Below are 24,931 nucleotides of genomic sequence, written 5' to 3' on the forward strand. Positions count from 1 at the left end.
GGTGGGAGGGCGGCGTGGAACGGCGGGTGTCCCGGGAACGTGCGAGCGCCGATCGCGCTCGCGTGCCACGCCAACGTCGGTGGCAGCGACCTCCCGTGCGACCGCACGACGTACGGCCGCTCGATTCAGAGCGTCAGGCCGCCGTCGATGTGGACGATCTGCCCGGTGATCTGTCGCGCCGCATCCGACAGCAGGAACGCGATCAGCGCGGCGACGTCGTCGGGTTCGGCGATCCGGCCGAGCGGTGTCGCCTGTTCGGCCTGCGCCCACGCGTCGGCGTTGCCGGCGCTCGGCCCGTGGTCCTTGCGCGTGAAGCCCGGCGCGACCGCGTTGACGGTGATGCCGCGCGCGGCGAATTCGGCGGCGGCGGTGCGCACGAGCGATTCGAGCGCGGCCTTCGCGGCGGCGGTGGCCGCGAACGGCGCGTCGGCGCGGTAGCGGTGCGCGACGAATGAACTGACCGCGACGATCCGCGGCGCGGCCGACGCCTCGAGCAGCGGCCGCGCGCGGCCCGCGAGCGCGGAGAACGCGCCGGGAATCGCCGCGAAGGCGGAGGCGAGCGCGTCCGAAGAAAGACCGGAAAAGGATTGCCGCGCGGCGAAGCCGGCGTTGGCGACGAGATGATCGAGCCCGCCGAAGCGTGTGGCGGCGGCATCGACGAGCGACGCGGCCACGCCCGGCTCGCCGAGATCGCCGGTGAGCGTGACGCACTCCGCGCCGGCCGCCGTGCACGCGCGGGCGACTTCGGCGAGCCGCGCGCGAGCCGCTTCGTCCGCGCCGCGTGCGTGCAGCGCCAGTGCGATGCCGGGCGCCGCGAGCCGCCGCGCGAGCGCCGCGCCGATCCCCGAGCCGGCGCCGGTGATCAGCGCGATCCGGGCGACGTGCGCGGCGCGTGGCCTCACGCGGCGACCTTGTCGCTGTCGTTCACGCGCTCGACGTTGATCGTGCCGATATGGAACGCGGCCAGCGACTCGCGGTGCGCGATGCTGACGATCGCGGCCTTCGGCAGCCGTTCGGCGAACAGGTGGTACAGGCGCGCCTCGTTGTCGGCGTCGAGCGCGCTCGTCGCTTCGTCGAGGAACAGGAAGTCGGGCTTGTGCAGCAGCACGCGCGCGCCGGCAAGGCGCTGCTGTTCGCCCGGCGACAGCACGCGGGTCCAGTGCGCGGTCTCGTCGAGGCGCTCGGCATAATCGTCGAGGCGGCATGCGCGCAGCGCGTCGCGGCAGGCTTCGTCGCTGAACGCGTCGGCTGTCGCCGGATAGGTGAGCGCGGCCTTCAGCGTGCCGATCGGCAGATAGCTCGTTTGCGGCACGAACATCATCCGCGCGCCGACCGGCGCATCGATCGCGCCGTCGCCGAACGGCCAGAGCCCCGCGAGCGCGCGCATGAACGTGCTCTTGCCGGAACCCGACTTGCCGATCACGAGCCAGCGCGAGCCGGGCTCGATCGTGACGCTGCCGATGTTCGCGAGCGCGTTGCCGTTCGGCAGCGCGAGCTTGAGCGACGACGTCGACAGCTTCGCGGCGTCGACGTAATGCAGGTTGATGCCGCCGTGCTCGGTCGCGGGCGACAGGCTTTCCTTCAGGTGCGACGTGCCCATCACGCGCTTGAATTCGCGCAGACGGTTGACGGTGGCGCGCCATTCGACGAGGGTCGAGTAACTGTTGATGAACCACGAGAACGAATCGCTGACGGTACCGAACGCGGACGAGATCTGCATCAGCACGCCGAACGAGAACGCGCCCGCGAAATAGCGCGGCGCGGCGACGACGAGCGGGAAGATGATCGCGATCTGCCCGTAGAAGCTCAGCACGAACGTGAGCCGCTTCGTGTACTTCATCACGCGCCACCAGTTGTCGCGGATGCGCATGAAGAGGTTTTGCGCGTTGCCGGTCTCGGTCTTCTCGCCGTCGTAGAACGCGATCTGCTCGGCGTTCTCGCGCACGCGGATCAGCCCGAAGCGGAAGTCGGCCTCGACGCGCTGCTGCTGGTAGTTGATCGACACGAGCGGGTGGCCGACCTTCTGGATGATCAGCGAGCCGACCACCGCGTACAGCGCCGCCGCCCACACCATGTAGCCGGGGATCGTGATCGGCGTCGCGCCGAGCGAGAGCGTCAGCGCGCCGGCGAGCGACCACAGGATCGTGATGAACGACACGAGCGTGACGACCGTCGACAGCAGGTCGAGCGACAGCGCGAGCGTGGTTGTCGAGAACGACTGAAGGTCGTCGGTGATCCGCTGGTCGGGGTTGTCGGCGAGACGGTCACGTTCGATCCGGTAGAACGCGCGATCACCGAGCCACTGGCCGAGAAAACGATCGGTGAGCCACTGGCGCCAGCGGAAGCCGAGCATCTGCCGCAGGTAGCGGCCGTACACGGCGAGGATGATGAACGCGAACGCGAGCGCGGAGAACTGCATCAGCAGGTTCGGGAAGTCGTGGACGTCCTTCGACTGCAGCGCGTTGTAGAACTCCGCGTTCCACTTGTTGAGCCGGACGTTGATCCAGACCACGCAGAGGTTGATCGCGATGATCGCGACCAGCAGGCCCCATGCGATTTTCCATTCGGACGATACCCAGTAGGGCTTGATGAGGCTCCATGCGGATACCGGGCGCTCGTCCTGCGGCGCGTCGGAGGCGGAGCGGACGGGATCGATCGATTGGGTCATGTGCTTCCTGATGAGTAGCCGGCGCGCGGGCCGGGCGAAGCCGGGCGCGCGCCGCGATACGGCATGCCGGGACGCGGCGCCGACTGACGGCGGGCGTCCGGATGGTCGCCCGCGTGTCTTAAACGGCACTTAAGGCCGGCGGTGACGCGGCAACCGGCCGCTCGTGCGGCCGGCCTGCGGGCATTGTGCCAGAGCGGCGCGGCACGACGGCGAATTTGCCGCAAGGGGGACAGTTTGCGGCGCTTTCCGCTTTTATGGTCTAATGGCCGACGACGAAACAGGGGTGCTTTGTAGCGCGGCCGGCGGATGTTCCGGGCAGCGCAATGAGGCTGAGAAAGACCCTTCGCACCCGATCCGGGTAATACCGGCGAGGGAAGTTTCTGATCCCGCCGGGTCGCGCTGGCTGCCATCCCACATGGTCAGCGCCCGAGTCCCGCCCGGCCGGCCTTTGCTGCCGGTTTCGTCCTTTTGGGTACGCGCATTGCGCGTTACGGAAGGAATGATGACCGCACAATCTTCAGTCTTTTGCATGGTTCCCGGCCCGATGTCGCGTGCGTTCGCATGCGGCGGCGCGTGCGCGTCGACGTTCGTCGGGCGCGCCCGCGCGGAGGGGGCGCGATGAACGTCCGGGACACCCACCCCGATTTCGCGGTGCTCGGCGGCGGCCTCGTCGGCCGCCTGATCGCATGGCGGCTCGCAGGCGACGGCCATCGCGTCGCGCTTTACGAGCGCGGCGGCCCGGACGGCGAGCAGTCGGCCGCGTGGATCGCGGCCGCCATGCTCGCACCGCTCGCGGAAGCGGCGAGCGCGGAGCTGCTGATCACCGAGCTCGGCGCCGCGTCGCTCGCGCGCTGGCCGCAGTGGCTCGCGGAACTGCCCGAACCCGTCTTCTTCCAGCATCACGGCACGCTCGTCGTCTGGCATCACGCGGACCGCGCGGAGGCGCCGCTGTTCGAGCGGCGCGTGCGCGCGAACGCGCCGGCCGGCCTGTTCGACAGCGGTTTCGTGACCCTCGCCGGCGCGCAGGTCGACGCGGCCGAGCCGGTGCTCGCGGGCCGCTTCGCGCGCGGCCTGCTGCTGCCGAACGAAGGCCAGCTCGACAATCGCCAGGCGCTGCGCGCGCTCGCGGCCGGCCTCGCCGAGCGCGGCGTCGACCTGCACTGGCACGTCACGATCGACGATGCGAACCTGCCCGCCGCGCATTTCACGATCGATTGCCGCGGGCTCGGCGCGAAACCCGCGCTGCCCGCGTTGCGCGGCATCCGCGGCGAAGTCGCGCGCGTGCACGCGCCCGGCATCGGGCTCACCCGGCCCGTGCGGCTGCTGCATCCGCGCTACCCGCTCTACATCGCACCGAAGCAGGACGATCTCTACGTGATCGGCGCGACCGAGGTGGAGGGCGAGGACATGTCGCCCGTCAGCGTGCGCTCCGCGCTCGAACTGCTGAGCGCGGCGTTTTCCGTGCATCCGGCGTTCGGCGAGGCGCGCATCCTGGAACTCAATGCGCAGTGCCGGCCGACGCTGCCCGATCATCGCCCGGCGGTGATCTGGGATGGTGCGTCGACGCTCGCCGTCAACGGCCTGTACCGGCACGGCTTCATGATCGCGCCGGAAGTCGCGCACGCGGCCGTCGCCCTTGCCGAAGCCGCGCTCGGCGGCGCGTTCGGCGATCCCGACGCGTTCGCCGCGTGGCGCGACGCCGAACGCTGGCCCACGCTCCTTCATCACCGCAACGACGCGCGCCAGCCGGCCTGACGCGCACCGCCGACCGAATTCGACGAAGCCTCATGGACATCCAGATCAACCAACAGAACCTGACGTTGCCCGACGGCGCAACGGTGGCCGACGCGCTCGCCGCGTACGGCGCGCGTCCGCCGTACGCGGTCGCGCTGAACGGCAACTTCGTCGCGCGCACGCAGCACGCGGCGCGCGCACTCGCGGCGGGCGACAAGCTCGACGTCGTGCACCCGGTCGCGGGCGGCTGAGCGCCGCCGGTTCGTCCCCGCTCTTTCAGGAAAACGACATGACGTCCCTCACCTCCGCCGACGCGCTGACGCTGTACGGCGAAACCTTCGCAAGCCGCGTGCTGATCGGCACGTCGCGCTATCCGTCGCTGCAGTCGCTGTCCGATTCGATCGCCGCGTCGCGCCCCGGGATGGTGACGGTCGCGCTGCGCCGCCAGATGACGGGCGGCACGGCCGAAGCCGGCTTCTTCGACCTGCTCAAGCGCCACGCGGTGCCGCTCTTGCCGAACACGGCCGGCTGCCAGACCGTCGCCGAAGCCGTGACGACCGCGCACATGGCGCGCGAAGTCTTCGGCACCGACTGGATCAAGCTCGAGCTGATCGGCGACGACTACACGCTGCAGCCCGACCCGGTCGGCCTGATCGAGGCGGCCGCGCAACTGGTCAAGGACGGTTTCAAGGTGCTGCCGTACTGCACCGAGGATCTCGTGATCGGCCGGCGCCTGCTCGACGCCGGCTGCGAGGCGCTGATGCCATGGGGTGCGCCGATCGGCACCGGCAAGGGCGTCGTGAACCCGTACGGGCTGCGCGTGCTGCGCGAGCGCCTGCCGGACGTGCCGCTGATCGTCGACGCCGGGCTCGGCGTGCCGTCGCACGCGTGCCAGGTGATGGAATGGGGCTTCGACGGCGTGTTGCTGAACACCGCCGTGTCGCAGGCCACGCACCCGGAGATCATGGCGCGTGCGTTCGCGCAGGGCGTCGAGGCCGGCCGTGCCGCGTATCTCGCCGGGCCGATGGACGCGCGCGAGACCGCGCACGCCAGCACGCCGGTCGTCGGGATGCCGTTCTGGCACCAGGACGGGGGCGGCGCATGAGCGTGCGTTTCGCCGATGCATTCTGGCCGCCGGCCGACGAACTGGCCGAAGCGGCCGAACGGATTCGCGCCCGGCTGGGCGACTGGCCGGGCGCCGCCGCGCCGTGGCGGCTTTGCGTCGCGGTGCCCGACGCGCCGGCCGACGGCGACGTGCTGATCGTATCGGCCGGCGACCGCGCCGCGCAGGCACGCGCGTCGGCCGCGTCGCGGCCCGCGGCGCCGGGCGCGGTCGCGATCGAATTCGACGAGCAGGGTGCGGTGCTGCACACGGCGGGCGCGCGCTACGCGCTCGACGCCGCGCACCCGCTCGCGGACGACTGGATTGCCGCGCTCGCCGCGTTCCTCGACTGCGGCTTTGCGCCGGTCGACGCGCTGGTGCTGGCGCTGGCCTGGCGCGACGGCGACGAAACGCGCGCCGCCGATGCGTGGCCGGTCGACGCCGCGCGGTTCCCGCGTGTCGCCGGGCTGCCGGCCGCGCCGGAGCCCGCGTTCGCGCCGTGCCCCGCGCAGCTCGGCCTCTATCCGGTCGTGCCGGACGCCGAATGGGTCGAGCGCGTGCTCGATTGCGGTGTGCGGACCGTGCAACTGCGCGTGAAAGGCGCGACGCCGGACACGTTGCGGCGGGAAATCGCACGTGCGGTCGCGGCCGGGCGCCGCCATCCCGATGCGCGCGTGTTCATCAACGATCACTGGCAGATCGCCGTGGAAGAGGGGGCGTACGGCGTTCATCTGGGCCAGGAAGACCTCGAAACGGCCGATCTGGCCGCGATCGCGCGCGCAGGCCTGCGGCTCGGACTTTCGAGCCACGGTTATTACGAAATGTTGCGCGCATTGCACGAGCGCCCGAGCTACCTCGCGCTCGGCCCCGTGTTTGCGACCGCGACCAAGACCGTCGCCGCGCCGCCGCAGGGCCTGGCGCGGATTGCCCGCTATGCACGCTTCGCGGGGGCGCGTGCGCCGCTCGTCGCGATCGGCGGGGTGGGGCTCGATGCGCTGCCGGCCGTGCTGGCGACGGGTGTCGGCAGTGTCGCGGTGGTCAGTGCGGTGACGGGCGCGGCCGACTATCGGGCTGCCGTTGTTGCATTGCAGCAATGTTTTCCCGGACAATTTGACAATCATTGACCGCAGGGCCCGGAACGGCGTCACGACATCATTCCAATGCAGGCCCTATAATTCGGCGTTCTGCGTAAAAGGACTGTCAGCTCCGTGAGCCCCACTCCTACCGAGACCCTGCTGGAACTTCGCGACGTCGACTTTGGCTACGGCGACCGCCTCGTCCTGTCCAACCTGAACCTGCGCTTCGGGCGTGGGCAGGTCGTCGCGGTCATGGGCGGGTCGGGTTGCGGCAAGACGACCGTGCTGCGCCTGATCGGCGGCCTCGTGCGTGCGCGCCGCGGCCAGGTGCTGTTCGACGGCGCCGATGTCGGCGCGCAAACGCGCGACGGCCTGTATGCGCTGCGCCGCAAGATGGGCATGCTGTTCCAGTTCGGCGCGTTGTTCACCGACATGTCGGTGTTCGAGAACGTCGCGTTCGCGCTGCGCGAGCATACCGACCTGCCCGAAGACCTGATCCGCGACCTCGTGCTGATGAAGCTCAACGCGGTCGGGCTGCGCGGCGCGCGTGACCTGATGCCGTCCGAGGTGTCGGGCGGGATGGCGCGCCGCATCGCGCTGGCGCGCGCGATCGCGCTCGATCCGCAGCTCATCATGTACGACGAGCCGTTCGCCGGCCTCGATCCGATCTCGCTCGGCATCACCGCGAACCTGATCCGCACGCTGAACCAGGCGCTGGGTGCCACGTCGATCCTCGTCACGCACGACGTGCCGGAATCGTTCGCGATCGCCGACTACGTGTATTTCCTGGCCAATGGCGGCGTGCTCGCGCAGGGTACGCCCGACGAGCTGCGCGCGTCGACCGATCCGAGCGTGCGGCAGTTCATCGACGGCGCGCCGGACGGCCCGTTCAAATTTCATTACACGAGCCCGCCGCTGGCGGCGGATTTCGGGCTCGGCGGAGGGCGCGCATGATCAGCGCGATCGGACGTTACGTCATCGGCGGCCTCGAGCGCGCGGGCTACGGCACGCGGCTGTTCGTGCGCCTCGTGCTGGAATTCTTCCCGCTGCTGCGCCGGCCGCGGCTGGTCACGAAGCAGATCCACTTCCTCGGCAACTATTCGTTCGTGATCATCGCCGTGTCGGGCCTGTTCGTCGGCTTCGTGCTCGGCCTGCAGGGGTACTACACGCTGAACCGCTACGGTTCCGAGCAAGCGCTCGGCCTGCTGGTCGCGCTGTCGCTCGTGCGCGAGCTCGGGCCGGTCGTCACCGCGCTGCTGTTCGCGGGCCGCGCGGGCACGTCGCTCACGGCCGAGATCGGTCTGATGAAAGCCGGCGAGCAGCTCACCGCGCTCGAGATGATGGCGGTGGACCCGATCAAGAACGTGATCGCGCCGCGCCTGTGGGCGGGCATCATCGCGATGCCGCTCCTGGCCGCGATCTTCAACGCGGTCGGCGTGCTCGGCGGTTACTTCGTCGGTGTCGTGCTGATCGGCGTCGATCCGGGTGCGTTCTGGTCGCAGATGCAGGGCGGGGTCCAGGTCTGGGCCGACGTCGGCAACGGCGTGATCAAGAGCATCGTGTTCGGGTTCGCCGTGACCTTCATTGCACTGTTTCAAGGGTATGAAGCGAAGCCCACGCCCGAGGGCGTGTCGCGCGCGACGACCAAGACGGTCGTGTTCGCGTCGCTCGCCGTACTCGGCCTCGATTTCCTGCTGACCGCGCTGATGTTCAGCTAAGCCTCAGCCAAGCCAAATTTTGGGATGACGATGAAAAAGACTGCTCTCGACTTCTGGGTCGGCCTGTTTGTGGTGGTGGGCTTCCTTGCGGTGCTGTTCCTGGCCCTGAAGGTCGGCAACATGAGCTCGTTTTCGTTTCAGCCGACCTACTCGGTGAAGATGAAATTCGACAATATCGGCGGGCTGAAGCCGCGCGCGGCCGTGAAGAGCGCGGGCGTCGTGGTCGGCCGCGTGAAGGCGATCGGTTTCGACACGAACACGTACCAGGCGCTTGTCACGATCGATGTCGACGGCCAGTATCAGTTCCCGAAGGATTCGTCGGCGAAGATCCTGACGTCGGGCCTGCTCGGCGAGCAATATATCGGCCTCGATCCGGGCGGCGACACCGAAATGCTGAAGTCGGGCGATACGATCACGATGACGCAATCGGCGATCGTCCTCGAGAACCTGATCGGCCAGTTCCTTTACAGCAAGGCCGCCGATGCGGGCGGCGCGAAGCCGGCAGCCGGCGCGCCGGCCGCGCCTGCACCGGTGGCGGTGCCGGCGTCGGCGGTGTCCGCTGCGCCCGCCGCGTCCGGTGCCGCGGCCCAATAACCACACGAGAGATTAGAAGAGGGTAATGACCATGCAGACGATCCGCATCAGGCACGCCGCGCTGGCGATAGCGGCAGTCGCCGCGTTGAGCGGCTGCGCGACCGTGCAGACGCCGACCAAGGGCGATCCGCTCGAAGGCTTCAACCGGACGATGTACAAGTTCAACGACACGGTCGATACGTATGCGCTGAAGCCGGTCGCGAAGGGCTACCAGTACGTGGTGCCGCAGCCGGTTCGCGACAGCGTGACGAACTTCTTCTCGAACATCGGCGACGTCTACATCGCGGCGAACAACATCGTGCAGCTGCGGATCGCGGACGGCGTCGGCGACATCATGCGCGTCGTGATCAATACGGTGTTCGGCGTCGGCGGCCTGTTCGACGTCGCGACGATCGCGAAGCTGCCGAAGCACACGGCCGACTTCGGGATCACGATGGGCCGCTACGGCATGCCGTCGGGCCCGTATCTGGTGCTGCCGCTGCTCGGCCCGAGCACGCTGCGCGACACGGCCGGCCTGGGCGTCGACTACGTCGGCAACCCGCTCACCTACGTGAAGCCGGATGGCCTGAGCTGGGGCCTGTTCGGCGTCAACCTCGTCAACACGCGCTCGAACCTGCTCGGCGCGGGCGACGTGCTGGATGCCGCGGCACTCGACAAGTATTCGTTCGTGCGTAACGCGTACCTGCAGCGCCGCCAGATGCTGATCAGCAACGCGCGCGGCGAGGCGGCCGCGACGTCGAGCAACGACGCGCTGCCGAAGTACGACCTGCCGGACGACGGCGCGGCACCGGCGGCAGCCGGTACGGCGGGCGCGGCAGCGGTGGGCGGCGCGACGGCGCCGGCAGGCGCATCGGGCGCGGCCGAATCGCCGAACCCGGCCAGCGAGACGAACGTGCCGCCGATGCAGGTGGCGCCGCCGTCGCCGGGCGGGTTCCGCTTCCCGAGCATTCGTCTGCACTGACGGATTTACATTCGTTACAGCCAGAAACGATTCAGTCGGTAGCGTGCGCGAACTTGCGCGTAAGCTACCTGCTCCAACCTTCGCATCGACTTATTCATGCAGGTCACTATGATGAAAAAACTGTTCCTGATCCCCGTTTTCGCGGCGCTGTTCTCGTTCGGCAGCGCAGCCCACGCGCAAGTCGACCAGTCGAACCCGCAGGCGCTGATCAAGACGGCGACGCAGCAGGTGCTCGACGAAGTCAAGCAGCAGACGATCAAGCAGGGCGACACCAACCGCATCATCTCGATCGTCAACAAGGACATCCTGCCGTACACCGATTTCCGCCGCACCACGCAGCTCGCGATGGGCCGCAACTGGCGCACGGCGACGGCCGAACAGCAGCAGCAGGTTCAGGAGCAGTTCAAGCTGCTGCTGATCCGCACGTATTCGGGCGCGCTGGCGCAGCTGAAGCCGGACCAGCAGATCCAGTACCCGCCGTTCCGTGCCGATTCGGCCGATACCGACGTCGTGGTCAAGACGGTCGCGATGAACAACGGCCAGCCGGTCCAGATCGACTACCGCCTGTACAAGACGGCGAACGGCTGGAAGGTGTATGACCTGAACGTGCTCGGCGCATGGCTGATCCAGACGTACCAGCAGCAGTTCAACGAGAAGATCCAGCAAAGCGGCGTGGACGGCCTGATCCAGTTCCTCACGCAGCGCAACCAGCAACTTGCCGCCGGCAAGCAAGCGTCGTGAGCGGTTTCGAAGCCGGCTCCTCGCTGACCGTCGCGAGCGCGAAGTCCGCGCTCGCGGACGGTCTTGCGCGCATCGGCGCGGGCGCGACCGCCGTCGATTGCGCGGCGCTGACGCAGTTCGACTCGTCCGCGCTCGCCGTGCTGCTCGCATGGCAACGTGCCGCCAAGGCGCGCGGCGCGACCCTCGACATCCTCAATCTCCCCCCGAAGCTCGCCAGCCTCGCGCGCGCCTACGGCGTCGACGCGCTCATCGAAGGCACCGGGCGACATTGACCCTGTCCGACCGGAGCCTGCCGCGCCAGCCGGCGCGCGCACGCTTCAGGCCGCGTGCCTCCGGCACCGGCTCCACCAGCCGGTTTGCCCTATAATCAAGCGTTTTGCGGGGCAGCCAATCGGCGTCCGGCCCCCATTTTCATTCGCAGCAAGCACAGAATAGGCGTCGCGGCCCTTGCGCCGCGCACAGTCATGTCAGCCATAGAAATCCGTCACGTCAAGAAGCGCTACAAATCGCTTCAGGCGCTCAAGGGCGTCAGCCTGTCGGTCGAGGAAGGCGAGTTTTTCGGTCTGCTCGGCCCCAACGGCGCAGGCAAGACCACGCTCATCAGTATCCTCGCCGGGCTCGCCCGGGCCGACGAAGGCAGTATCTCGGTGCGCGGTCACGACGTCGTCAAGGACTTCCGTGGCGCGCGCCGCGCGCTCGGTGTCGTGCCGCAGGAACTCGTGTTCGACCCGTTCTTCACCGTCCGCGAGACGCTGCGGATCCAGTCCGGCTATTTCGGGCTGCGCCGCAACGACGACTGGATCGACGAGGTGATGGCCAATCTCGACCTCACCGAGAAAGCCGACGCGAACATGCGCGCGCTGTCCGGCGGGATGAAGCGCCGCGTGCTGGTCGCGCAGGCGCTCGTGCACCGGCCGCCCGTGATCGTGCTCGACGAGCCGACCGCCGGCGTCGACGTCGAGCTGCGCCAGACGCTGTGGAAATTCATCTCGCGCCTGAACCGCGAAGGTCACACGATCGTGCTGACCACCCACTACCTCGAGGAAGCCGAGTCGCTGTGCGACCGCATCGCGATGCTGCGCCGTGGCGAAGTCGTCGCGCTCGACCGCACCGACGCGCTGCTGCGCCGCTTCGCCGGGCTGCAGCTGTACCTGCGGCTGGCAACGGGCGCGCTGCCCACCGAGCTGCGCGGGCTGGAGACCGATCCGGCCGCGCGCGCGCCGGGCGAGCACCTGCTGCGCCTGACGAGCTACGACGATGTCGAGCGGATCCTCGCGCAATGCCGCGCGGCGGGCTGCACATTCGACGAGATCGAGGTCCGCAAGGCCGACCTCGAAGACGTGTTCGTCCAGGTGATGAACGGGGCCGAGGTGATCGAGGGACTGGCATGAGCGGGTTTCAAACGCTGTTCTACAAGGAGCTGCTGCGTTTCTGGAAGGTGTCGTTCCAGACGGTGCTCGCGCCGATCGTGACGGCGCTGCTGTACCTGACGATCTTCGGCCACGCGCTGTCGGGCCGCGTCGAGGTCTATCCGGGCGTCGAGTACGTGAGTTTTCTCGTACCGGGCCTCGTGATGATGAGCGTGTTGCAGAATGCGTTCGCGAACAGCTCGTCGTCGCTGATCCAGTCGAAGATCACCGGCAATCTCGTGTTCATGCTGCTGCCGCCGCTGTCGTACCGCGACATCTTCGGCGCGTACGTGCTCGCGTCCGTGGTGCGCGGCCTCGCGGTCGGCACGGGCGTGTTCGTCGTGACGATCTGGTTTATCCCGATGCATTTCGCGGCGCCGCTGTTCATCATTGCGTTCGCGCTGCTCGGCTCGGCGATCCTCGGCACGCTCGGCCTGATCGCCGGGATCTGGGCCGAGAAGTTCGACCAGCTCGCCGCGTTCCAGAACTTCCTGATCATGCCGCTGACGTTCCTGTCCGGCGTGTTCTATTCGACGCATTCGCTGCCGCCCGTGTGGCGCGAGATCTCGCGTCTCAATCCGTTTTTCTACATGATCGACGGCTTCCGTTTCGGGTTCTTCGGCGCGTCCGACATCAACCCGTTCGCGAGCCTCGCGATCGTCACCGGTTTCTTCGTGCTGCTCGCGCTGATCGCGATGCGGCTGCTCGCGACCGGCTACAAACTGCGTCATTGATATCGACAGGCAGCGGCCGCCATCCAGGCGGCGCGCGCCGACAGGAGCCTTACACCATGTTGCCGACTCCCGAACAGGTCAAGCAATACATCGCCGGCGGTCTCGCCTGCACGCATCTGGAAGTCGAAGGCGACGGCCAGCATTTCTTCGCGACGATCGTGTCGGCGGCCTTCGAAGGCAAGCGCCCGATCCAGCGGCACCAGCTCGTCTACGCGGCGCTCGGCGATCGCATGAAGCAGGAAATTCACGCGCTCAGCATGAAGACGCTGACGCCCGCCGAATGGCAGAACGCATAACCGGAACTCACTGAGTGCAAGTCACCGTCAACGAGCGCGACGCCGTCCAGAGCGTCGCCACGGCACACCCGGCCGCCAACGGGGAATCGCATGGCCATGGGATGGACAAGCTCGTGATCGAAGGCGGCCACCGCCTGTCGGGCGAGATCGTCGTGTCGGGCGCGAAGAATGCCGCGCTGCCGATCCTGTGCGCGGGGCTGCTCACCGCCGATCCGGTCGACCTCGACAACGTGCCGAACCTGAAAGACGTGCGCACCACGCTGAAGGTGCTGAACCAGATGGGCGTGAAGAGCGAGACCGACGGCTGCCGCGTGCAGCTCGACGCGTCGCGCGTCGATAACCTCGTGGCGCCGTACGAGCTCGTCAAGACGATGCGCGCGTCGATCCTCGTGCTCGGGCCGCTGCTCGCACGTTTCGGCGAGGCGAAGGTGTCGCTGCCGGGCGGCTGCGCGATCGGCGCGCGGCCGGTCGACCAGCACATCAAGGGCCTGCAGGCGATGGGCGCCGAGATCAGCATCGAGCACGGCTTCATCGAAGCCCGCGCGAAGCGGCTGAAGGGCGCGCGCATCGTGACCGACATGATCACGGTGACGGGCACCGAGAACCTGCTGATGGCCGCGACGCTGGCAGACGGCGAGACGGTGATCGAAAACGCGGCGCGCGAGCCGGAAGTGAGCGATCTCGCACACTTGCTGGTCGCGATGGGCGCGAAAATCGACGGCATCGGCACCGACCGCCTCGTGATCCAGGGCGTCGAGCGGCTGCACGGCGCGCGCCATTCGGTGATCCCCGACCGCATCGAGGCCGGCACGTTCCTGTGCGCGGTCGCGGCGGCGGGCGGCGACGTGATGCTGACGGGCGTGCGCCCGCACATCCTCGACGCGGTGATCGACAAGCTGCGCGAAGCTGGCGTGTCGATCGAGGAAGGCGACAGCTGGCTGCGCGTGAAGATGGACCGCCGGCCGTCGGCGGTCACGATCCGCACGTCGGAATACCCGGCGTTCCCGACCGACATGCAGGCGCAGTTCATGGCCCTCAATACGGTCGCGACGGGCACCGCGCAGGTCGTCGAAACCATTTTCGAGAACCGCTTCATGCACGTGCAGGAGTTGAACCGGCTCGGCGCGAACATCACGATCGACGGCAACACCGCGCTCGTGACGGGCGTCGAGAAGCTGTCGGGCGCGAACGTGATGGCGACCGACCTGCGTGCGTCGGCGAGCCTCGTGATCGCCGGGCTGCGTGCCGACGGCGAAACGCTCGTCGACCGCATCTATCACCTGGACCGCGGCTACGACCGCATGGAAGCCAAACTGACCGCTGTCGGCGCGAACGTGCGCCGCCTTTCCGGGAGCCAAGCATGACCGCGCCGCTGACCCCGCCGTTGACCCTTGCGTTGTCGAAGGGCCGGATTTTCGAGGAAACCCTGCCGCTGCTCGCCGCCGCCGGCGTGCAGGTGACGGAGGATCCGGAAACGTCGCGCAAGCTGATCCTGCCGACGACGAACCCGGACCTGCGCGTGATCATCGTGCGCGCGAGCGACGTGCCGACCTATGTCGAATACGGCGCGGCCGATTTCGGCGTGGCCGGCAAGGACGTGCTGGTCGAGCACGGCGGCTCGGGCCTGTACCAGCCGATCGACCTGAATATTGCGCGCTGCCGGATGTCGGTGGCCGTATCGGCCGGCTTCGATTACGCGAGCGCCGTGCGCCAGGGCGCGCGGCTGCGCGTCGCGACGAAGTACGTCGAAACGGCGCGCGAACACTTTGCCGCGAAGGGCGTGCACGTCGACCTGATCAAGCTGTACGGCTCGATGGAGCTCGCGCCGCTGGTGGGGCTGGCCGACGCGATCGTCGACCTCGTCAGCTCGGGCGGCACGCTGAAGGCGAACAATCTGGTCGAGGTCGAGGAGATCATGGCGATCTCGTCGCGCCTCGTCGTGAACCAGGCTGCGCTGAAGTTGAAGCGCACGGCACTCAAGCCGATCCTCGACGCGTTCGAACGCGCGTCGCAGAATGGCGGTTGAGCGCATCACCGTAACGGAACTCCCATGTCCATCACCATCCGCAAGCTCGATTCGACGAGCGAAGGCTTCGGCGCCGAGCTGCGCGCGCTGCTCGCATTCGAGGCAAGCGAAGACGCGGCGATCGAGCAATCGGTCGCGCAGATCCTCGCCGACGTGAAGTCGCGCGGCGACGCCGCGGTGCTCGAATACACGAACCGCTTCGACCGGCTGAGCGCGAACAGCGTCGCCGCGCTGGAGCTGCCGCAGGACGCGCTGCAGACGGCGCTCGACGGCCTCGCGCCGAAGGCGCGCGCGGCGCTGGAAGCGGCGGCCGCGCGGGTGCGCGCGTACCACGAGAAGCAGAAGATCGAGTGCGGCACGCATAGCTGGCAGTACACGGAAAGCGACGGCACGGTGCTCGGCCAGAAGATCACGCCGCTCGACCGCGTCGGCCTGTACGTGCCGGGCGGCAAGGCGGCGTATCCGTCGTCGGTGCTGATGAACGCGATTCCCGCGCGCGTCGCGGGCGTCGGCGAGATCGTGATGGTCGTGCCGACGCCGGACGGCGTGAAGAACGACCTCGTGCTCGCCGCGGCGCTGCTCGGCGGCGTCGATCGCGTGTTCACGATCGGCGGCGCGCAGGCGGTTGGCGCGCTCGCGTACGGCACGGCGACGGTGCCGGCCGTCGACAAGATCTGCGGCCCCGGCAATGCGTACGTCGCGTCGGCGAAGCGCCGCGTGTTCGGTACGGTCGGCATCGACATGATCGCCGGGCCGTCGGAAATCCTCGTGCTGTGCGACGGCACGACCGACCCGAACTGGGTCGCGATGGATCTCTTCTCGCAGGCCGAGCACGACGAGCTCGCGCAGTCGATCCTGCTGTGTCCGGACGGCGCGTTCCTCGAGCGCGTCGAGAAGGCGATCAACGAGCTGCTGCCGTCGATGCCGCGCCAGGACGTGATCCGCGCGTCGCTCGAAGGCCGCGGCGCGCTGATCAAGGTGCGCGACATGGCCGAAGCCTGCCGGATCGCGAACGACATCGCGCCCGAGCACCTGGAAATTTCCGCGCTGGAGCCGCAGCAATGGGGCCAGCAGATCCGCCATGCGGGCGCGATCTTCCTCGGCCGCTACACGAGCGAGAGCCTCGGCGACTACTGCGCAGGCCCGAACCACGTGCTGCCGACGTCGCGCACCGCCCGTTTCTCGTCGCCGCTCGGCGTGTACGACTTCATCAAGCGCTCGAGCCTGATCGAGGTGAGCGCCGAAGGCGCGCAGACGCTCGGCGAGATCGCATCCGAACTCGCGTATGGCGAGGGGCTGCAGGCGCACGCGAAGAGCGCCGAATTCCGGATGAAGAACTGAGCGCACGCAGCGCGGGGCCGGGGCAGGCGCGGATGTGCCGCCCGGCCCGCACCCCGAAGGCCGGGGCTGGAGACACCTGTGCAGGGCGGCGGCCTCCGCCCTGCCGATCATTTGACGCCGGCGCGACGCACGCCGGCTTGAGATCATGACGACGCCACAAGACATCATTCGCCGCGACGTGCTCGCGATGACGAGCTATCCGGTGCCGGACGCGAGCGGATTCGTGAAGCTCGACGCGATGGAGAACCCGTACCCGCTGCCCGAACCGCTCGCCGCGGCGCTCGGCGAGCGTCTCGCGCAGGTCGCGCTGAACCGCTACCCGGCGCCGCGCCCGGCCGCGCTGATCGACAAGCTGCGCCACGCGATGGGCGTGCCGGCCGCCTGCGACGTGCTGCTCGGCAACGGCTCGGACGAAATCATCAGCATGATGTCGGTGGCCTGCGCGAAGCCGGGCGCGAAGGTGCTCGCGCCGGTGCCGGGCTTCGTGATGTACGAACTGTCCGCCAAGCTCGCGCAGCTCGAATTCGTCGGCGTGCCGCTGAAGGCCGACCTGACGCTCGACGTCGACGCGATGCTCGCGGCGATCGCCGAGCATCGTCCGGCGCTCGTCTATCTCGCCTATCCGAACAACCCGACCGGCACGCTGTACGACGATGCCGACATCGAACGGATCGTCGCGGCCGCGCGGCACAGCCTGATCGTGATCGACGAGGCGTACCAGCCGTTCGCCGGGCGCTCGTGGCTGCCGCGCGCCGCCGAATTCGACAACGTCGTCGTGATGCGCACGGTGTCGAAGCTCGGCCTCGCGGGCATCCGCCTCGGTTATCTGGTCGGTTCGCCCGCCTGGCTGACCGAATTCGACAAGGTGCGCCCGCCGTACAACATCAACGTGCTGACCCAGGCGACCGCCGATTTCCTGCTCGACCACCTCGGCGTGCTCGACGCGCAGGCGGCCGATCTGCGGGCGGAACGCGCGCGTCTCGCGCAGGCCGTGGCCGCGCTGCCGGGCGCGACGGTGTTCCCGAGCGCCGGCAATTTCCTGCTGGTGCGGGTGCCGGACGCGGCCGCCGTGTTCGACGCGCTGCTCACCGAGCGGGTTTTGGTCAAAAACGTGAGTAAAATGCATCCGTTGCTGGCTGAATGCGTGCGGCTCACCGTCGGTTCTCCCGACGAAAACGCGCGCCTGCTGGCCGCTTTGAAACTCGCGCTGCCCGATTGAGCCTGCGGGCGCCGCGGCGCGAAACGATCAATCCCCATTTACATCGACTCAGTCAAGGAATTGCCATGCGTGTGGCGGAAGTCGTTCGCAATACCAGCGAAACGCAGATCCGTGTGAAGCTCAATCTCGACGGCACGGGCCAGCAGAAGCTGGCTACCGGCGTGCCGTTCCTCGACCATATGCTCGACCAGATCGCTCGACACGGTCTGGTCGATCTCGAGGTTGAAGCGCATGGCGATACGCATATCGACGACCACCACACGGTCGAGGATGTCGGCATCACGCTCGGGCAGGCCGTCGCGAAGGCGATCGGCGACCGCAAGGGCATCCGTCGCTACGGCCATTCGTACGTGCCGCTCGACGAGGCGCTGTCGCGCGTCGTGATCGACTTCTCCGGCCGGCCGGGCCTCGAATTCCACGTGCCGTTCACGCGTGCGCGGATCGGCACGTTCGACGTCGACCTGTCGATCGAGTTCTTCCGCGGTTTCGTGAACCACGCGGGCGTCACGCTGCACATCGACAACCTGCGCGGGATCAACGCGCACCATCAGCTCGAGACCGTGTTCAAGGCCTTCGGCCGTGCGCTGCGCGCGGCGGTGGAGCTGGACGAGCGTGCGGCGGGGCAGATCCCGTCGACGAAGGGCAGCCTCTGAACCTGAACTGACCGGACGGAGCGTCTAGGACAACCTCACGGCTTCGGCGCGCGGCGCCGGCTTGCGATGGATCTGCTCAAATCGTTCATTTCGCTGCTGGCGCTGATCAACCCGATCGGCGCGGTGCCGTTCTTCCTGAGCCTGACGGCGCAGCAGACGGACCTCGAGCGGCGGCGTACGATCCGGATCGCGTCGGTGTCGGTGTTCTGCGTGATGACGGTGACGGCGCTGCTCGGGCAGCAGATCATCGACTTCTTCGGCATTTCGGTCGGGTCGCTCGAGGTGGGCGGCGGGATCATCATGCTGCTGATGGCGATCAACATGCTGAACGCGCAGATCGGCAACACGCGATCGACCCCGGAGGAGCGCCACGAGGCCGAGCTGAAGGACAACATCGCGGTCGTGCCGCTGGCGATTCCGCTGCTCACGGGCCCCGGCTCGATCAGCACGGTCATCATCTACGCGGCGAACTCGCGTCACTGGTATGAACGGGCCGGGCTGGTCGCGATCGGCGCGGTCCTGGCTTTTCTGTGTTTCGTCGCGATGCGGCTCGCCGAGCCGATCGCGAACTGGATCGGCCGCACGGGCATCAACATCGCCACGCGGTTGATGGGTCTGATGCTGTCGGCGCTGGCGGTGGAATTCATCGTCAATGGACTGAGGGCGCTACTGCCTGCACTGAGATGAAAACTTCGATTGCGATTGTGGATTATGGGATGGGCAACCTGCGCTCGGTCGCGCAGGCGCTCAAGAAGGCCGAACCCGCCGCCGACGTGGCGATCGTCGACACGCCGGCCGCGATCCGTGCGGCCGACCGTGTCGTGCTGCCCGGCCAGGGCGCGATGCCCGACTGCATGCGCTGTCTCGGCGAGTCGGGCCTGCAGGAGGCCGTGATCGAGGCCTCGCGCACGAAGCCGCTGCTCGGCGTGTGCGTCGGCGAGCAGATGCTGTTCGACTGGAGCGCGGAAGGCGACACGAAGGGCCTCGGCCTGTTGCCCGGCAAGGTCGTGCGTTTCGAACTCGACGGCCGCCTGCAGGACGACGGCTCGCGCTTCAAGGTGCCGCAGATGGGCTGGAACCGCGTGCGCCAGTCGCAGCCGCATCCGCTGTGGGACGGCGTGCCCGACGACGCGTATTTCTACTTCGTGCACAGCTACTACGTGACGCCGGACAACCCGGCGCATACGGTCGGCGAAACGGCCTACGGCGCGCCGTTTACGTCCGCGGTCGCGCGGGACAACCTCTTCGCGACCCAATTCCACCCCGAGAAAAGCGCGGAGGTCGGGTTGCGTCTGTATCGCAACTTCGTACACTGGAAGCCGTGAACGTCGCGTGCGTGCCACAGTCGGCGGGCCGCAGAGGCCCGTCTTACGGGGCTCGCGCGCCTAAGCGCCGAAAGAGTTGTACTAAACTAGCGAGACGGCGCGGTACCGGATTGGCCGGTACGCGCCGGATTCTTTTCTTCTTCCACGACGACACCCGATTGCTATGTTGCTGATTCCGGCCATCGATCTCAAAGACGGTCAGTGTGTGCGCCTCAAACAGGGCGACATGGACCAGGCCACGATTTTCTCCGAGGACCCGGCGGCGATGGCCCGCAAGTGGGTCGATCTCGGCGCCCGGCGGCTCCATCTGGTCGACCTGAACGGCGCATTCGCCGGCAAGCCGAAGAATCTCGAGGCGATCGAAGCGATCCTCGACGAAGTCGGCGATGAAATCCCCGTACAGCTCGGCGGCGGCATCCGCAGCCTCGAGACGATCGAGAAGTATCTCGACGCGGGCCTGTCCTACGTGATCATCGGCACCGCGGCCGTGAAGGATCCGGGTTTCCTGCAGGATGCGTGCACCGCGTTCGCGGGCAACATCATCGTCGGGCTGGACGCGAAGGACGGCAAGGTCGCGACCGACGGCTGGAGCAAGCTCACGGGCCACGAAGTGGTCGATCTCGCGAAGAAGTTCGAGGACTACGGCGTCGAATCGATCGTCTACACGGACATCGGCCGCGACGGGATGCTGCAGGGCATCAACATCGAGGCGACCGTGAAGCTCGCGCAGGCGGTCGGCATCCCGGTGATTGCCAGCGGCGGCCTGTCGAACCTCACGGACATCGAGAATCTGTGCGAAGTGGAAGAGCACGGCGTCGAGGGCGTGATCTGCGGCCGTGCGATCTACTCCGGCGATCTCGATTTCGCGGCCGCGCAAAAGCGCGCGGACGAACTGAACGGCGAACTCGACAACGCGTAAGCGCGGTTGTCCCGCTCGCCGGGGCTGCCAGCAGGCGGCCCCACCGGAAGCCTCGCGCGAGGCTTTCCGCAACCGGCCGTCCCATCGCGGCATTTGGCGCAACATCATGGCTCTAGCTAAACGCATCATCCCCTGCCTGGACGTGACTGCCGGGCGTGTCGTCAAGGGCGTCAACTTCGTCGAACTGCGCGATGCCGGCGACCCCGTCGAGATCGCCCGCCGCTACGACGACCAGGGCGCCGACGAATTGACGTTCCTCGACATCACCGCGACGTCCGACCAGCGCGACCTGATCCTGCCGATCATCGAAGCCGTGGCGTCGCAGGTGTTCATTCCGCTGACCGTCGGCGGCGGCGTGCGCGCCGTCGAGGACGTGCGGCGCCTGCTGAACGCGGGCGCGGACAAGGTCAGCATGAATTCGTCGGCGGTCGCGAATCCGCAGCTCGTGCGCGATGCGGCCGACAAGTACGGCTCGCAGTGCATCGTCGTCGCGATCGACGCGAAGCGCGTGTCGGCCGACGGCGAGACGCCGCGCTGGGAAGTCTTCACGCACGGCGGCCGCAAGAACACGGGCCTCGACGCGATCGAATGGGCGCGCAAGATGGCCGAGCTCGGCGCGGGCGAGATCCTGCTCACGAGCATGGATCGCGACGGCACCAAGTCGGGCTTCGACCTCGCGCTCACGCGCGGCGTGTCGGACGCGGTGCCGGTGCCGGTGATCGCGTCGGGCGGTGTCGGCTCGCTGCAGCACCTGGCCGACGGCATCAAGGACGGCCGCGCCGATGCGGTGCTGGCCGCGAGCATCTTCCACTACGGCGAGCACACGGTCGGCGAGGCGAAGCGCTTCATGGCCGACCAGGGCATTCCGGTGAGGCTGTGATGAATACGGAAACGAATGCATTGCCCGCGTGGCTCGACAAGGTCCGCTGGGACGACAACGGCCTCGTGCCGGTGATCGCGCAGGAGGCGTCGACGAACGACGTGCTGATGTTCGCGTGGATGAACCGCGAGGCGCTCGCGAAGACGATCGAGACGCACCGCGCGGTCTACTATTCGCGTTCGCGCAAGCGCCTGTGGTTCAAGGGCGAGGAGTCGGGCCACGTGCAGCACGTGCACGAAGTGCGGCTCGATTGCGACGAGGACGTCGTGCTGCTGAAGGTCGAGCAGGTGTCGGGCATCGCGTGCCACACCGGCCGGCATTCGTGCTTCTTCCAGAAATTCGAAGGCACCGTCGACAGCGGCGACTGGGTCGCGGTCGAGCCGGTGCTGAAAGATCCCGAACACATCTACAAATGACGCAATCGACCGAAGACACGCTGCTGCGCCTCGCGGCCGTGATCGATAGCCGCAAGGGCGGCGACCCCGATCAATCGTACGTATCGCGCCTGTTCCACAAGGGCGACGACGCGGTGCTGAAGAAGATCGGCGAAGAGGCGACGGAAGTCGTGCTGGCCGCGAAGGACGTGCGCCAGGGCGGCGCGCCGACCGCGCTGGTCGGCGAGGTGGCCGACCTGTGGTTCCACTGCCTCGTGATGCTGTCGCATTTCGACCTGAGCCCGGCCGACGTGATCGCCGAGCTCGAGCGCCGCGAAGGGCTGTCGGGGATCGAGGAGAAGGCCCTGCGCAAGCGTCGTGAGCGCGAGGAAAACGGCGGGTGACGGACCCTTGTCGCGGGATGGCCACAGTGCGGTAAGCTGTAAGAATTGTCATCTAACGGGGGTAGCATCATGACCGATACGCCAAGTCAGTTTCCGCCGCCGTCGGTGCCGGGGGCCGCGGACGCCGAACGCCTGAACGGGCTGCGCACGTTGACTCACGTGCTCTACGGCCTCTACGCGTTTCATTGGCTCACGGGTGGCGTCACGGGCATCATCGCGATCATCATCAACTACGTGAAGCGCGACGATGTGGCCGGCACGCCGTATGCCGCCCACTTCGAGTGGCAGATCCGCACGTTCTGGCGCGCGCTGATCGCGTACGTGATCGGGTTCGCGCTGATGTTCGTGGTGATCGGATTCGCAGTGATGTTTGTCACATGGATCTGGACGCTGTACCGTATCATCAAGGGTTGGCTGTACCTGAACGACAACAAGCCGCTCGATCCGCAGGCCTGGTTCTGACCGGCCGCGCTCGGGCGTCTGCAGGAGCAACATGAGTCACGATCCGAATTGCCTGTTCTGCAAGATCGCGGCAGGCGAGATCCCGAGCACGAAGGTGCACGAGGATGACGAATTCGTCGCGTTCCGCGACATCCGCCCGGCGGCCGAGACGCACGTGCTCGTGATTCCGCGCCAGCACCTGCCGACGCTGTCGGCGGCGAGCGAGGCCGATGCGCCGATGCTCGGCCGGCTGATGCTGCTCGTCTCGCGTCTTGCCGGCCAGCTCGGCGTCGCCTATACGGGTGGCGAAACCGGTTTCCGTACTGTGATCAATACAGGCCCGGGCGGCGGGCAGGAGGTCTACCACCTGCACGCGCATATCCTGGCCGGCCCGCGCCCCTGGCAGCGGATGGGTTGACGGCGCGGGGCGTTTCCCCGCATCGATAGTCGAAGCCGGCACGTTGCCGGCGATTTGCGCCGCGTAGCGGCGTGGTTGAGGAGAGGTTTCATCATGGGTGGATTGAGCATTTGGCACTGGCTGATCGTGCTGCTGATCGTCGCGCTGGTTTTCGGTACGAAGAAGCTGCGCAATATCGGCAACGATCTCGGCAGCGCCGTGAAGGGTTTCAAGGACGGTATGAAGGACGGTGAAGCACCGGCTGACGCACAGCAACTGCCGCGCTCGGGCTCGGTCGACGTCAACGCGAAGGAAACGACGCGTTCCGATTCGAACAAGGCGTAACGCCGGCACGCTGACAGGCATTCGCGATGCTGGATCTCGGTCTTTCGAAGATGGCGCTGATCGGCGTCGTCGCGCTCGTGGTGCTCGGCCCCGAGCGCCTGCCGCGCGTCGCGCGTACGGCAGGCGCATTGTTCGGCCGCGCGCAGCGGTACATCAACGACGTGAAGGCCGAGGTCTCGCGCGAAATCGAACTCGACGCGCTGCGGACGATGAAGACCGATTTCGAATCGGCCGCGCGCAATGTCGAGACGACGATTCACGACAACCTGCGCGAGCACGAAAAGGAACTGAACGACACGTGGCATTCCGCGGTTGGCGGCCTTGACGAAGCGTCGGGCAGCGCCGGGTCCCATGATTCCGACACGCCCGCGGCGCCGTCGTGGCGCGGCAGTACGGCCGCGCTCGCGCCCAAGCGCCGCAACTGGCGCGTCAAGCAGGCGGCTGCGCCTGTCTGGTACAAGCGCGCGACCACCCGCCGCACGCACGTGCAGTCGGGCGCCGCGCGCGTCGCGCGCCACCAGCCGGCCAGCCTGCGCCGGCCGACGCGCTTCTTCTGAGCCGAGCGCATGCTCGCTCGTCAATCCTACCGAGGGCCGGTGTGAGCGACCCCCAGCAGAACCCGGGCGACGCCCCGGAAGAAACTTTCATTTCCCATCTCGTCGAGCTTCGCGATCGCATCATTCGCGCGGGGGCGGCCGTGATCGTCGTGTTCCTCGGGCTCGTCTACTGGGCGCCCGACATCTTCCGGCTGCTTGCGCGGCCGCTGATGGAGAACCTGCCGAAAGACGGCAAGATGATCGTCACCGACGTCACCGGCTCGTTCTTCGTGCCGATGAAGGTCACGATGCTCGTCGCACTGGTGATCGCGCTGCCGATCGTGCTGTACCAGATCTGGGCGTTCGTCGCGCCGGGGCTGTACCAGCACGAGAAAAAGCTCGTCGCGCCGCTCGTCGGCAGCAGCTACTTCCTGTTCCTGTGCGGGATGGCATTCGCGTACTTCCTCGTGTTCCCGACGATCTTCCGCGTGATGGCGCACTACAACGCGCCGCTCGGGGCGGAAATGACCACCGACATCGACAACTACCTGAGCTTCGTGCTCGGGATGTTCATCGCGTTCGGGGTCACGTTCGAGGTGCCGATCGTCGTCGTGCTGCTCGTCCGGATGGGCGTGCTGTCGCTGAAGAAGCTCAAGGAGATGCGGCCGTACGTGATCGTCGGCGCGTTCATCGTCGCGGCGGTCGTCACGCCGCCGGACGTATTCTCGCAACTGATGCTCGCGTTGCCGCTCATCGTGCTGTTCGAGATCGGGCTGCTGGCCGCGCGGTTCTTCGTGCCGAAGAAGCCGGCCGAGGAAGGCGAGGCGGGGAACGGCGAAGCCGCCAGCTGATGGCGGCGCGCCGGGCGATGCACGGCAGGCGGGTTTCCGGCCAGGCCTGAGCGGCCGGGTCGCATGGCCGGCCGGAGCGCGTGCGGCGAGGCCAGCGTCCCGGCAACGAAGGTCGTTCGATGCAAAGCAAAAGGGCAGCCAGGAGGCTGCCCTTTTGCGTTTCCGGCGGAGTTCGGCACGCGGCTGT

The 24,931-nt window shown here is 67.7% G+C and carries 31 protein-coding genes and 1 riboswitch; of the genes, 29 read left to right on the forward strand and 2 right to left on the reverse strand.

What is annotated here, in order from left to right; all coding sequences use genetic code 11:
- Positions 1–125: 125 nt before the first annotated feature.
- Complete coding sequence (locus tag VK92_RS35870) at positions 126–902, reverse strand: SDR family NAD(P)-dependent oxidoreductase (protein WP_048026526.1); 777 nt, start codon at positions 900–902, stop codon at positions 126–128.
- The gene (locus tag VK92_RS35875) at positions 899–2,668 is read right to left on the reverse strand and encodes an ABC transporter ATP-binding protein/permease (RefSeq protein ID WP_048026525.1); all 1,770 of its coding nucleotides are present in this window, start codon (positions 2,666–2,668) and stop codon (positions 899–901) included. Before VK92_RS35875 ends, VK92_RS35870 begins: the two co-directional genes overlap by 4 nt.
- 269 nt (positions 2,669–2,937) lie before the next feature.
- Positions 2,938–3,061: riboswitch (TPP riboswitch) on the forward strand.
- A 225-nt stretch (positions 3,062–3,286) separates the two neighbouring features.
- Between VK92_RS35875 and VK92_RS35880 the strand changes: the two genes are divergently transcribed.
- From VK92_RS35880 to tatC, 29 genes are all read left to right on the forward strand, one after another.
- A complete protein-coding gene (locus tag VK92_RS35880) occupies positions 3,287–4,423 on the forward strand; it encodes an FAD-dependent oxidoreductase (RefSeq protein WP_021163926.1) in 1,137 nt (378 codons plus the stop codon).
- 32 nt (positions 4,424–4,455) lie between these two features.
- A complete protein-coding gene (gene thiS, locus VK92_RS35885) occupies positions 4,456–4,653 on the forward strand; it encodes a sulfur carrier protein ThiS (RefSeq protein ID WP_011350713.1) in 198 nt (65 codons plus the stop codon).
- 38 nt (positions 4,654–4,691) lie between these two features.
- Entirely contained in the window at positions 4,692–5,507 is an 816-nt protein-coding gene (locus VK92_RS35890) for a thiazole synthase (RefSeq protein WP_021163925.1), read from the forward strand.
- The gene (thiE, locus tag VK92_RS39255) at positions 5,504–6,628 is read left to right on the forward strand and encodes a thiamine phosphate synthase (RefSeq protein ID WP_048026523.1); all 1,125 of its coding nucleotides are present in this window, start codon (positions 5,504–5,506) and stop codon (positions 6,626–6,628) included. The genes VK92_RS35890 and thiE overlap by 4 nt, the downstream gene beginning before the upstream one ends.
- A gap of 84 nt (positions 6,629–6,712) precedes the next feature.
- Positions 6,713–7,534 (forward strand): ABC transporter ATP-binding protein, encoded by an 822-nt coding sequence (locus VK92_RS35900; RefSeq protein ID WP_006477138.1) that lies wholly within the window; start codon positions 6,713–6,715, stop codon positions 7,532–7,534.
- Positions 7,531–8,298, forward strand: a complete 768-nt coding sequence (gene mlaE / locus VK92_RS35905; RefSeq protein WP_021164333.1) for a lipid asymmetry maintenance ABC transporter permease subunit MlaE — start codon at positions 7,531–7,533, stop codon at positions 8,296–8,298. The genes VK92_RS35900 and mlaE overlap by 4 nt, the downstream gene beginning before the upstream one ends.
- Before the next feature lie 30 nt (positions 8,299–8,328).
- Entirely contained in the window at positions 8,329–8,892 is a 564-nt protein-coding gene (gene mlaD, locus VK92_RS35910) for an outer membrane lipid asymmetry maintenance protein MlaD (protein ID WP_048026531.1), read from the forward strand.
- A 31-nt stretch (positions 8,893–8,923) separates the two neighbouring features.
- Entirely contained in the window at positions 8,924–9,853 is a 930-nt protein-coding gene (locus VK92_RS35915) for an MlaA family lipoprotein (protein ID WP_048026530.1), read from the forward strand.
- Positions 9,854–9,964: 111 nt separating this feature from the next.
- Positions 9,965–10,594 carry an MlaC/ttg2D family ABC transporter substrate-binding protein gene (locus VK92_RS35920; RefSeq protein ID WP_042976633.1) on the forward strand — a complete coding sequence of 210 codons (630 nt, stop codon included), beginning with the start codon at positions 9,965–9,967 and terminating at the stop codon, positions 10,592–10,594.
- Positions 10,591–10,866: an STAS domain-containing protein gene (locus tag VK92_RS35925; protein ID WP_027788544.1), complete on the forward strand. Its 276-nt coding sequence runs from the start codon at positions 10,591–10,593 to the stop codon at positions 10,864–10,866. The genes VK92_RS35920 and VK92_RS35925 overlap by 4 nt, the downstream gene beginning before the upstream one ends.
- Before the next feature lie 192 nt (positions 10,867–11,058).
- On the forward strand, positions 11,059–11,985 hold the full coding sequence (locus VK92_RS35930) for an ABC transporter ATP-binding protein (RefSeq protein ID WP_021161862.1): 927 nt from the start codon (positions 11,059–11,061) through the stop codon (positions 11,983–11,985).
- Positions 11,982–12,737: an ABC transporter permease gene (locus tag VK92_RS35935; RefSeq protein ID WP_048026521.1), complete on the forward strand. Its 756-nt coding sequence runs from the start codon at positions 11,982–11,984 to the stop codon at positions 12,735–12,737. The genes VK92_RS35930 and VK92_RS35935 overlap by 4 nt, the downstream gene beginning before the upstream one ends.
- Before the next feature lie 56 nt (positions 12,738–12,793).
- Positions 12,794–13,033: a BolA family protein gene (locus tag VK92_RS35940; RefSeq protein ID WP_006477131.1), complete on the forward strand. Its 240-nt coding sequence runs from the start codon at positions 12,794–12,796 to the stop codon at positions 13,031–13,033.
- A gap of 14 nt (positions 13,034–13,047) precedes the next feature.
- Positions 13,048–14,397 carry a UDP-N-acetylglucosamine 1-carboxyvinyltransferase gene (gene murA / locus VK92_RS35945; protein WP_027788541.1) on the forward strand — a complete coding sequence of 450 codons (1,350 nt, stop codon included), beginning with the start codon at positions 13,048–13,050 and terminating at the stop codon, positions 14,395–14,397.
- An 8-nt stretch (positions 14,398–14,405) separates the two neighbouring features.
- On the forward strand, positions 14,406–15,059 hold the full coding sequence (gene hisG, locus VK92_RS35950) for an ATP phosphoribosyltransferase (RefSeq protein ID WP_027788540.1): 654 nt from the start codon (positions 14,406–14,408) through the stop codon (positions 15,057–15,059).
- 24 nt (positions 15,060–15,083) lie between these two features.
- Positions 15,084–16,400, forward strand: a complete 1,317-nt coding sequence (gene hisD, locus VK92_RS35955; protein WP_021161858.1) for a histidinol dehydrogenase — start codon at positions 15,084–15,086, stop codon at positions 16,398–16,400.
- Between the two features lie 145 nt (positions 16,401–16,545).
- Entirely contained in the window at positions 16,546–17,619 is a 1,074-nt protein-coding gene (hisC, locus tag VK92_RS35960) for a histidinol-phosphate transaminase (protein WP_048026519.1), read from the forward strand.
- Between the two features lie 65 nt (positions 17,620–17,684).
- The gene (gene hisB, locus VK92_RS35965) at positions 17,685–18,272 is read left to right on the forward strand and encodes an imidazoleglycerol-phosphate dehydratase HisB (protein WP_011350728.1); all 588 of its coding nucleotides are present in this window, start codon (positions 17,685–17,687) and stop codon (positions 18,270–18,272) included.
- Positions 18,273–18,338: 66 nt separating this feature from the next.
- Positions 18,339–18,959 carry a MarC family protein gene (locus VK92_RS35970; protein ID WP_021161856.1) on the forward strand — a complete coding sequence of 207 codons (621 nt, stop codon included), beginning with the start codon at positions 18,339–18,341 and terminating at the stop codon, positions 18,957–18,959.
- Positions 18,956–19,597, forward strand: coding sequence for an imidazole glycerol phosphate synthase subunit HisH (gene hisH / locus VK92_RS35975; RefSeq protein ID WP_014898304.1), 642 nt, complete (start codon positions 18,956–18,958; stop codon positions 19,595–19,597). The genes VK92_RS35970 and hisH overlap by 4 nt, the downstream gene beginning before the upstream one ends.
- Before the next feature lie 163 nt (positions 19,598–19,760).
- Entirely contained in the window at positions 19,761–20,516 is a 756-nt protein-coding gene (gene hisA, locus VK92_RS35980) for a 1-(5-phosphoribosyl)-5-[(5-phosphoribosylamino)methylideneamino]imidazole-4-carboxamide isomerase (protein ID WP_021161854.1), read from the forward strand.
- A 106-nt stretch (positions 20,517–20,622) separates the two neighbouring features.
- A complete protein-coding gene (gene hisF / locus VK92_RS35985; protein ID WP_011350732.1) occupies positions 20,623–21,396 on the forward strand; it encodes an imidazole glycerol phosphate synthase subunit HisF in 774 nt (257 codons plus the stop codon).
- Positions 21,396–21,812, forward strand: coding sequence for a phosphoribosyl-AMP cyclohydrolase (gene hisI, locus VK92_RS35990; protein WP_021161852.1), 417 nt, complete (start codon positions 21,396–21,398; stop codon positions 21,810–21,812). Before hisF ends, hisI begins: the two co-directional genes overlap by 1 nt.
- The gene (locus VK92_RS35995) at positions 21,809–22,174 is read left to right on the forward strand and encodes a phosphoribosyl-ATP diphosphatase (RefSeq protein WP_006485344.1); all 366 of its coding nucleotides are present in this window, start codon (positions 21,809–21,811) and stop codon (positions 22,172–22,174) included. Before hisI ends, VK92_RS35995 begins: the two co-directional genes overlap by 4 nt.
- A 69-nt stretch (positions 22,175–22,243) precedes the next feature.
- A complete protein-coding gene (locus VK92_RS36000; RefSeq protein ID WP_011350734.1) occupies positions 22,244–22,636 on the forward strand; it encodes a DUF4870 family protein in 393 nt (130 codons plus the stop codon).
- Positions 22,637–22,667: 31 nt separating this feature from the next.
- A complete protein-coding gene (locus VK92_RS36005) occupies positions 22,668–23,033 on the forward strand; it encodes a histidine triad nucleotide-binding protein (RefSeq protein ID WP_021161851.1) in 366 nt (121 codons plus the stop codon).
- A gap of 93 nt (positions 23,034–23,126) precedes the next feature.
- Positions 23,127–23,357: a Sec-independent protein translocase subunit TatA gene (tatA, locus tag VK92_RS36010; RefSeq protein ID WP_021161850.1), complete on the forward strand. Its 231-nt coding sequence runs from the start codon at positions 23,127–23,129 to the stop codon at positions 23,355–23,357.
- A gap of 26 nt (positions 23,358–23,383) precedes the next feature.
- A complete protein-coding gene (tatB, locus tag VK92_RS36015; RefSeq protein WP_048026517.1) occupies positions 23,384–23,914 on the forward strand; it encodes a Sec-independent protein translocase protein TatB in 531 nt (176 codons plus the stop codon).
- Positions 23,915–23,955: 41 nt separating this feature from the next.
- Positions 23,956–24,744: a twin-arginine translocase subunit TatC gene (tatC, locus tag VK92_RS36020; RefSeq protein WP_021161848.1), complete on the forward strand. Its 789-nt coding sequence runs from the start codon at positions 23,956–23,958 to the stop codon at positions 24,742–24,744.
- The last annotated feature ends 187 nt before the right edge of the window (positions 24,745–24,931 follow it).

This window comes from Burkholderia sp. LK4 (assembly GCF_001043615.1).
GTDB classification, from domain to species: Bacteria; Pseudomonadota; Gammaproteobacteria; order Burkholderiales; family Burkholderiaceae; genus Burkholderia; species Burkholderia cepacia.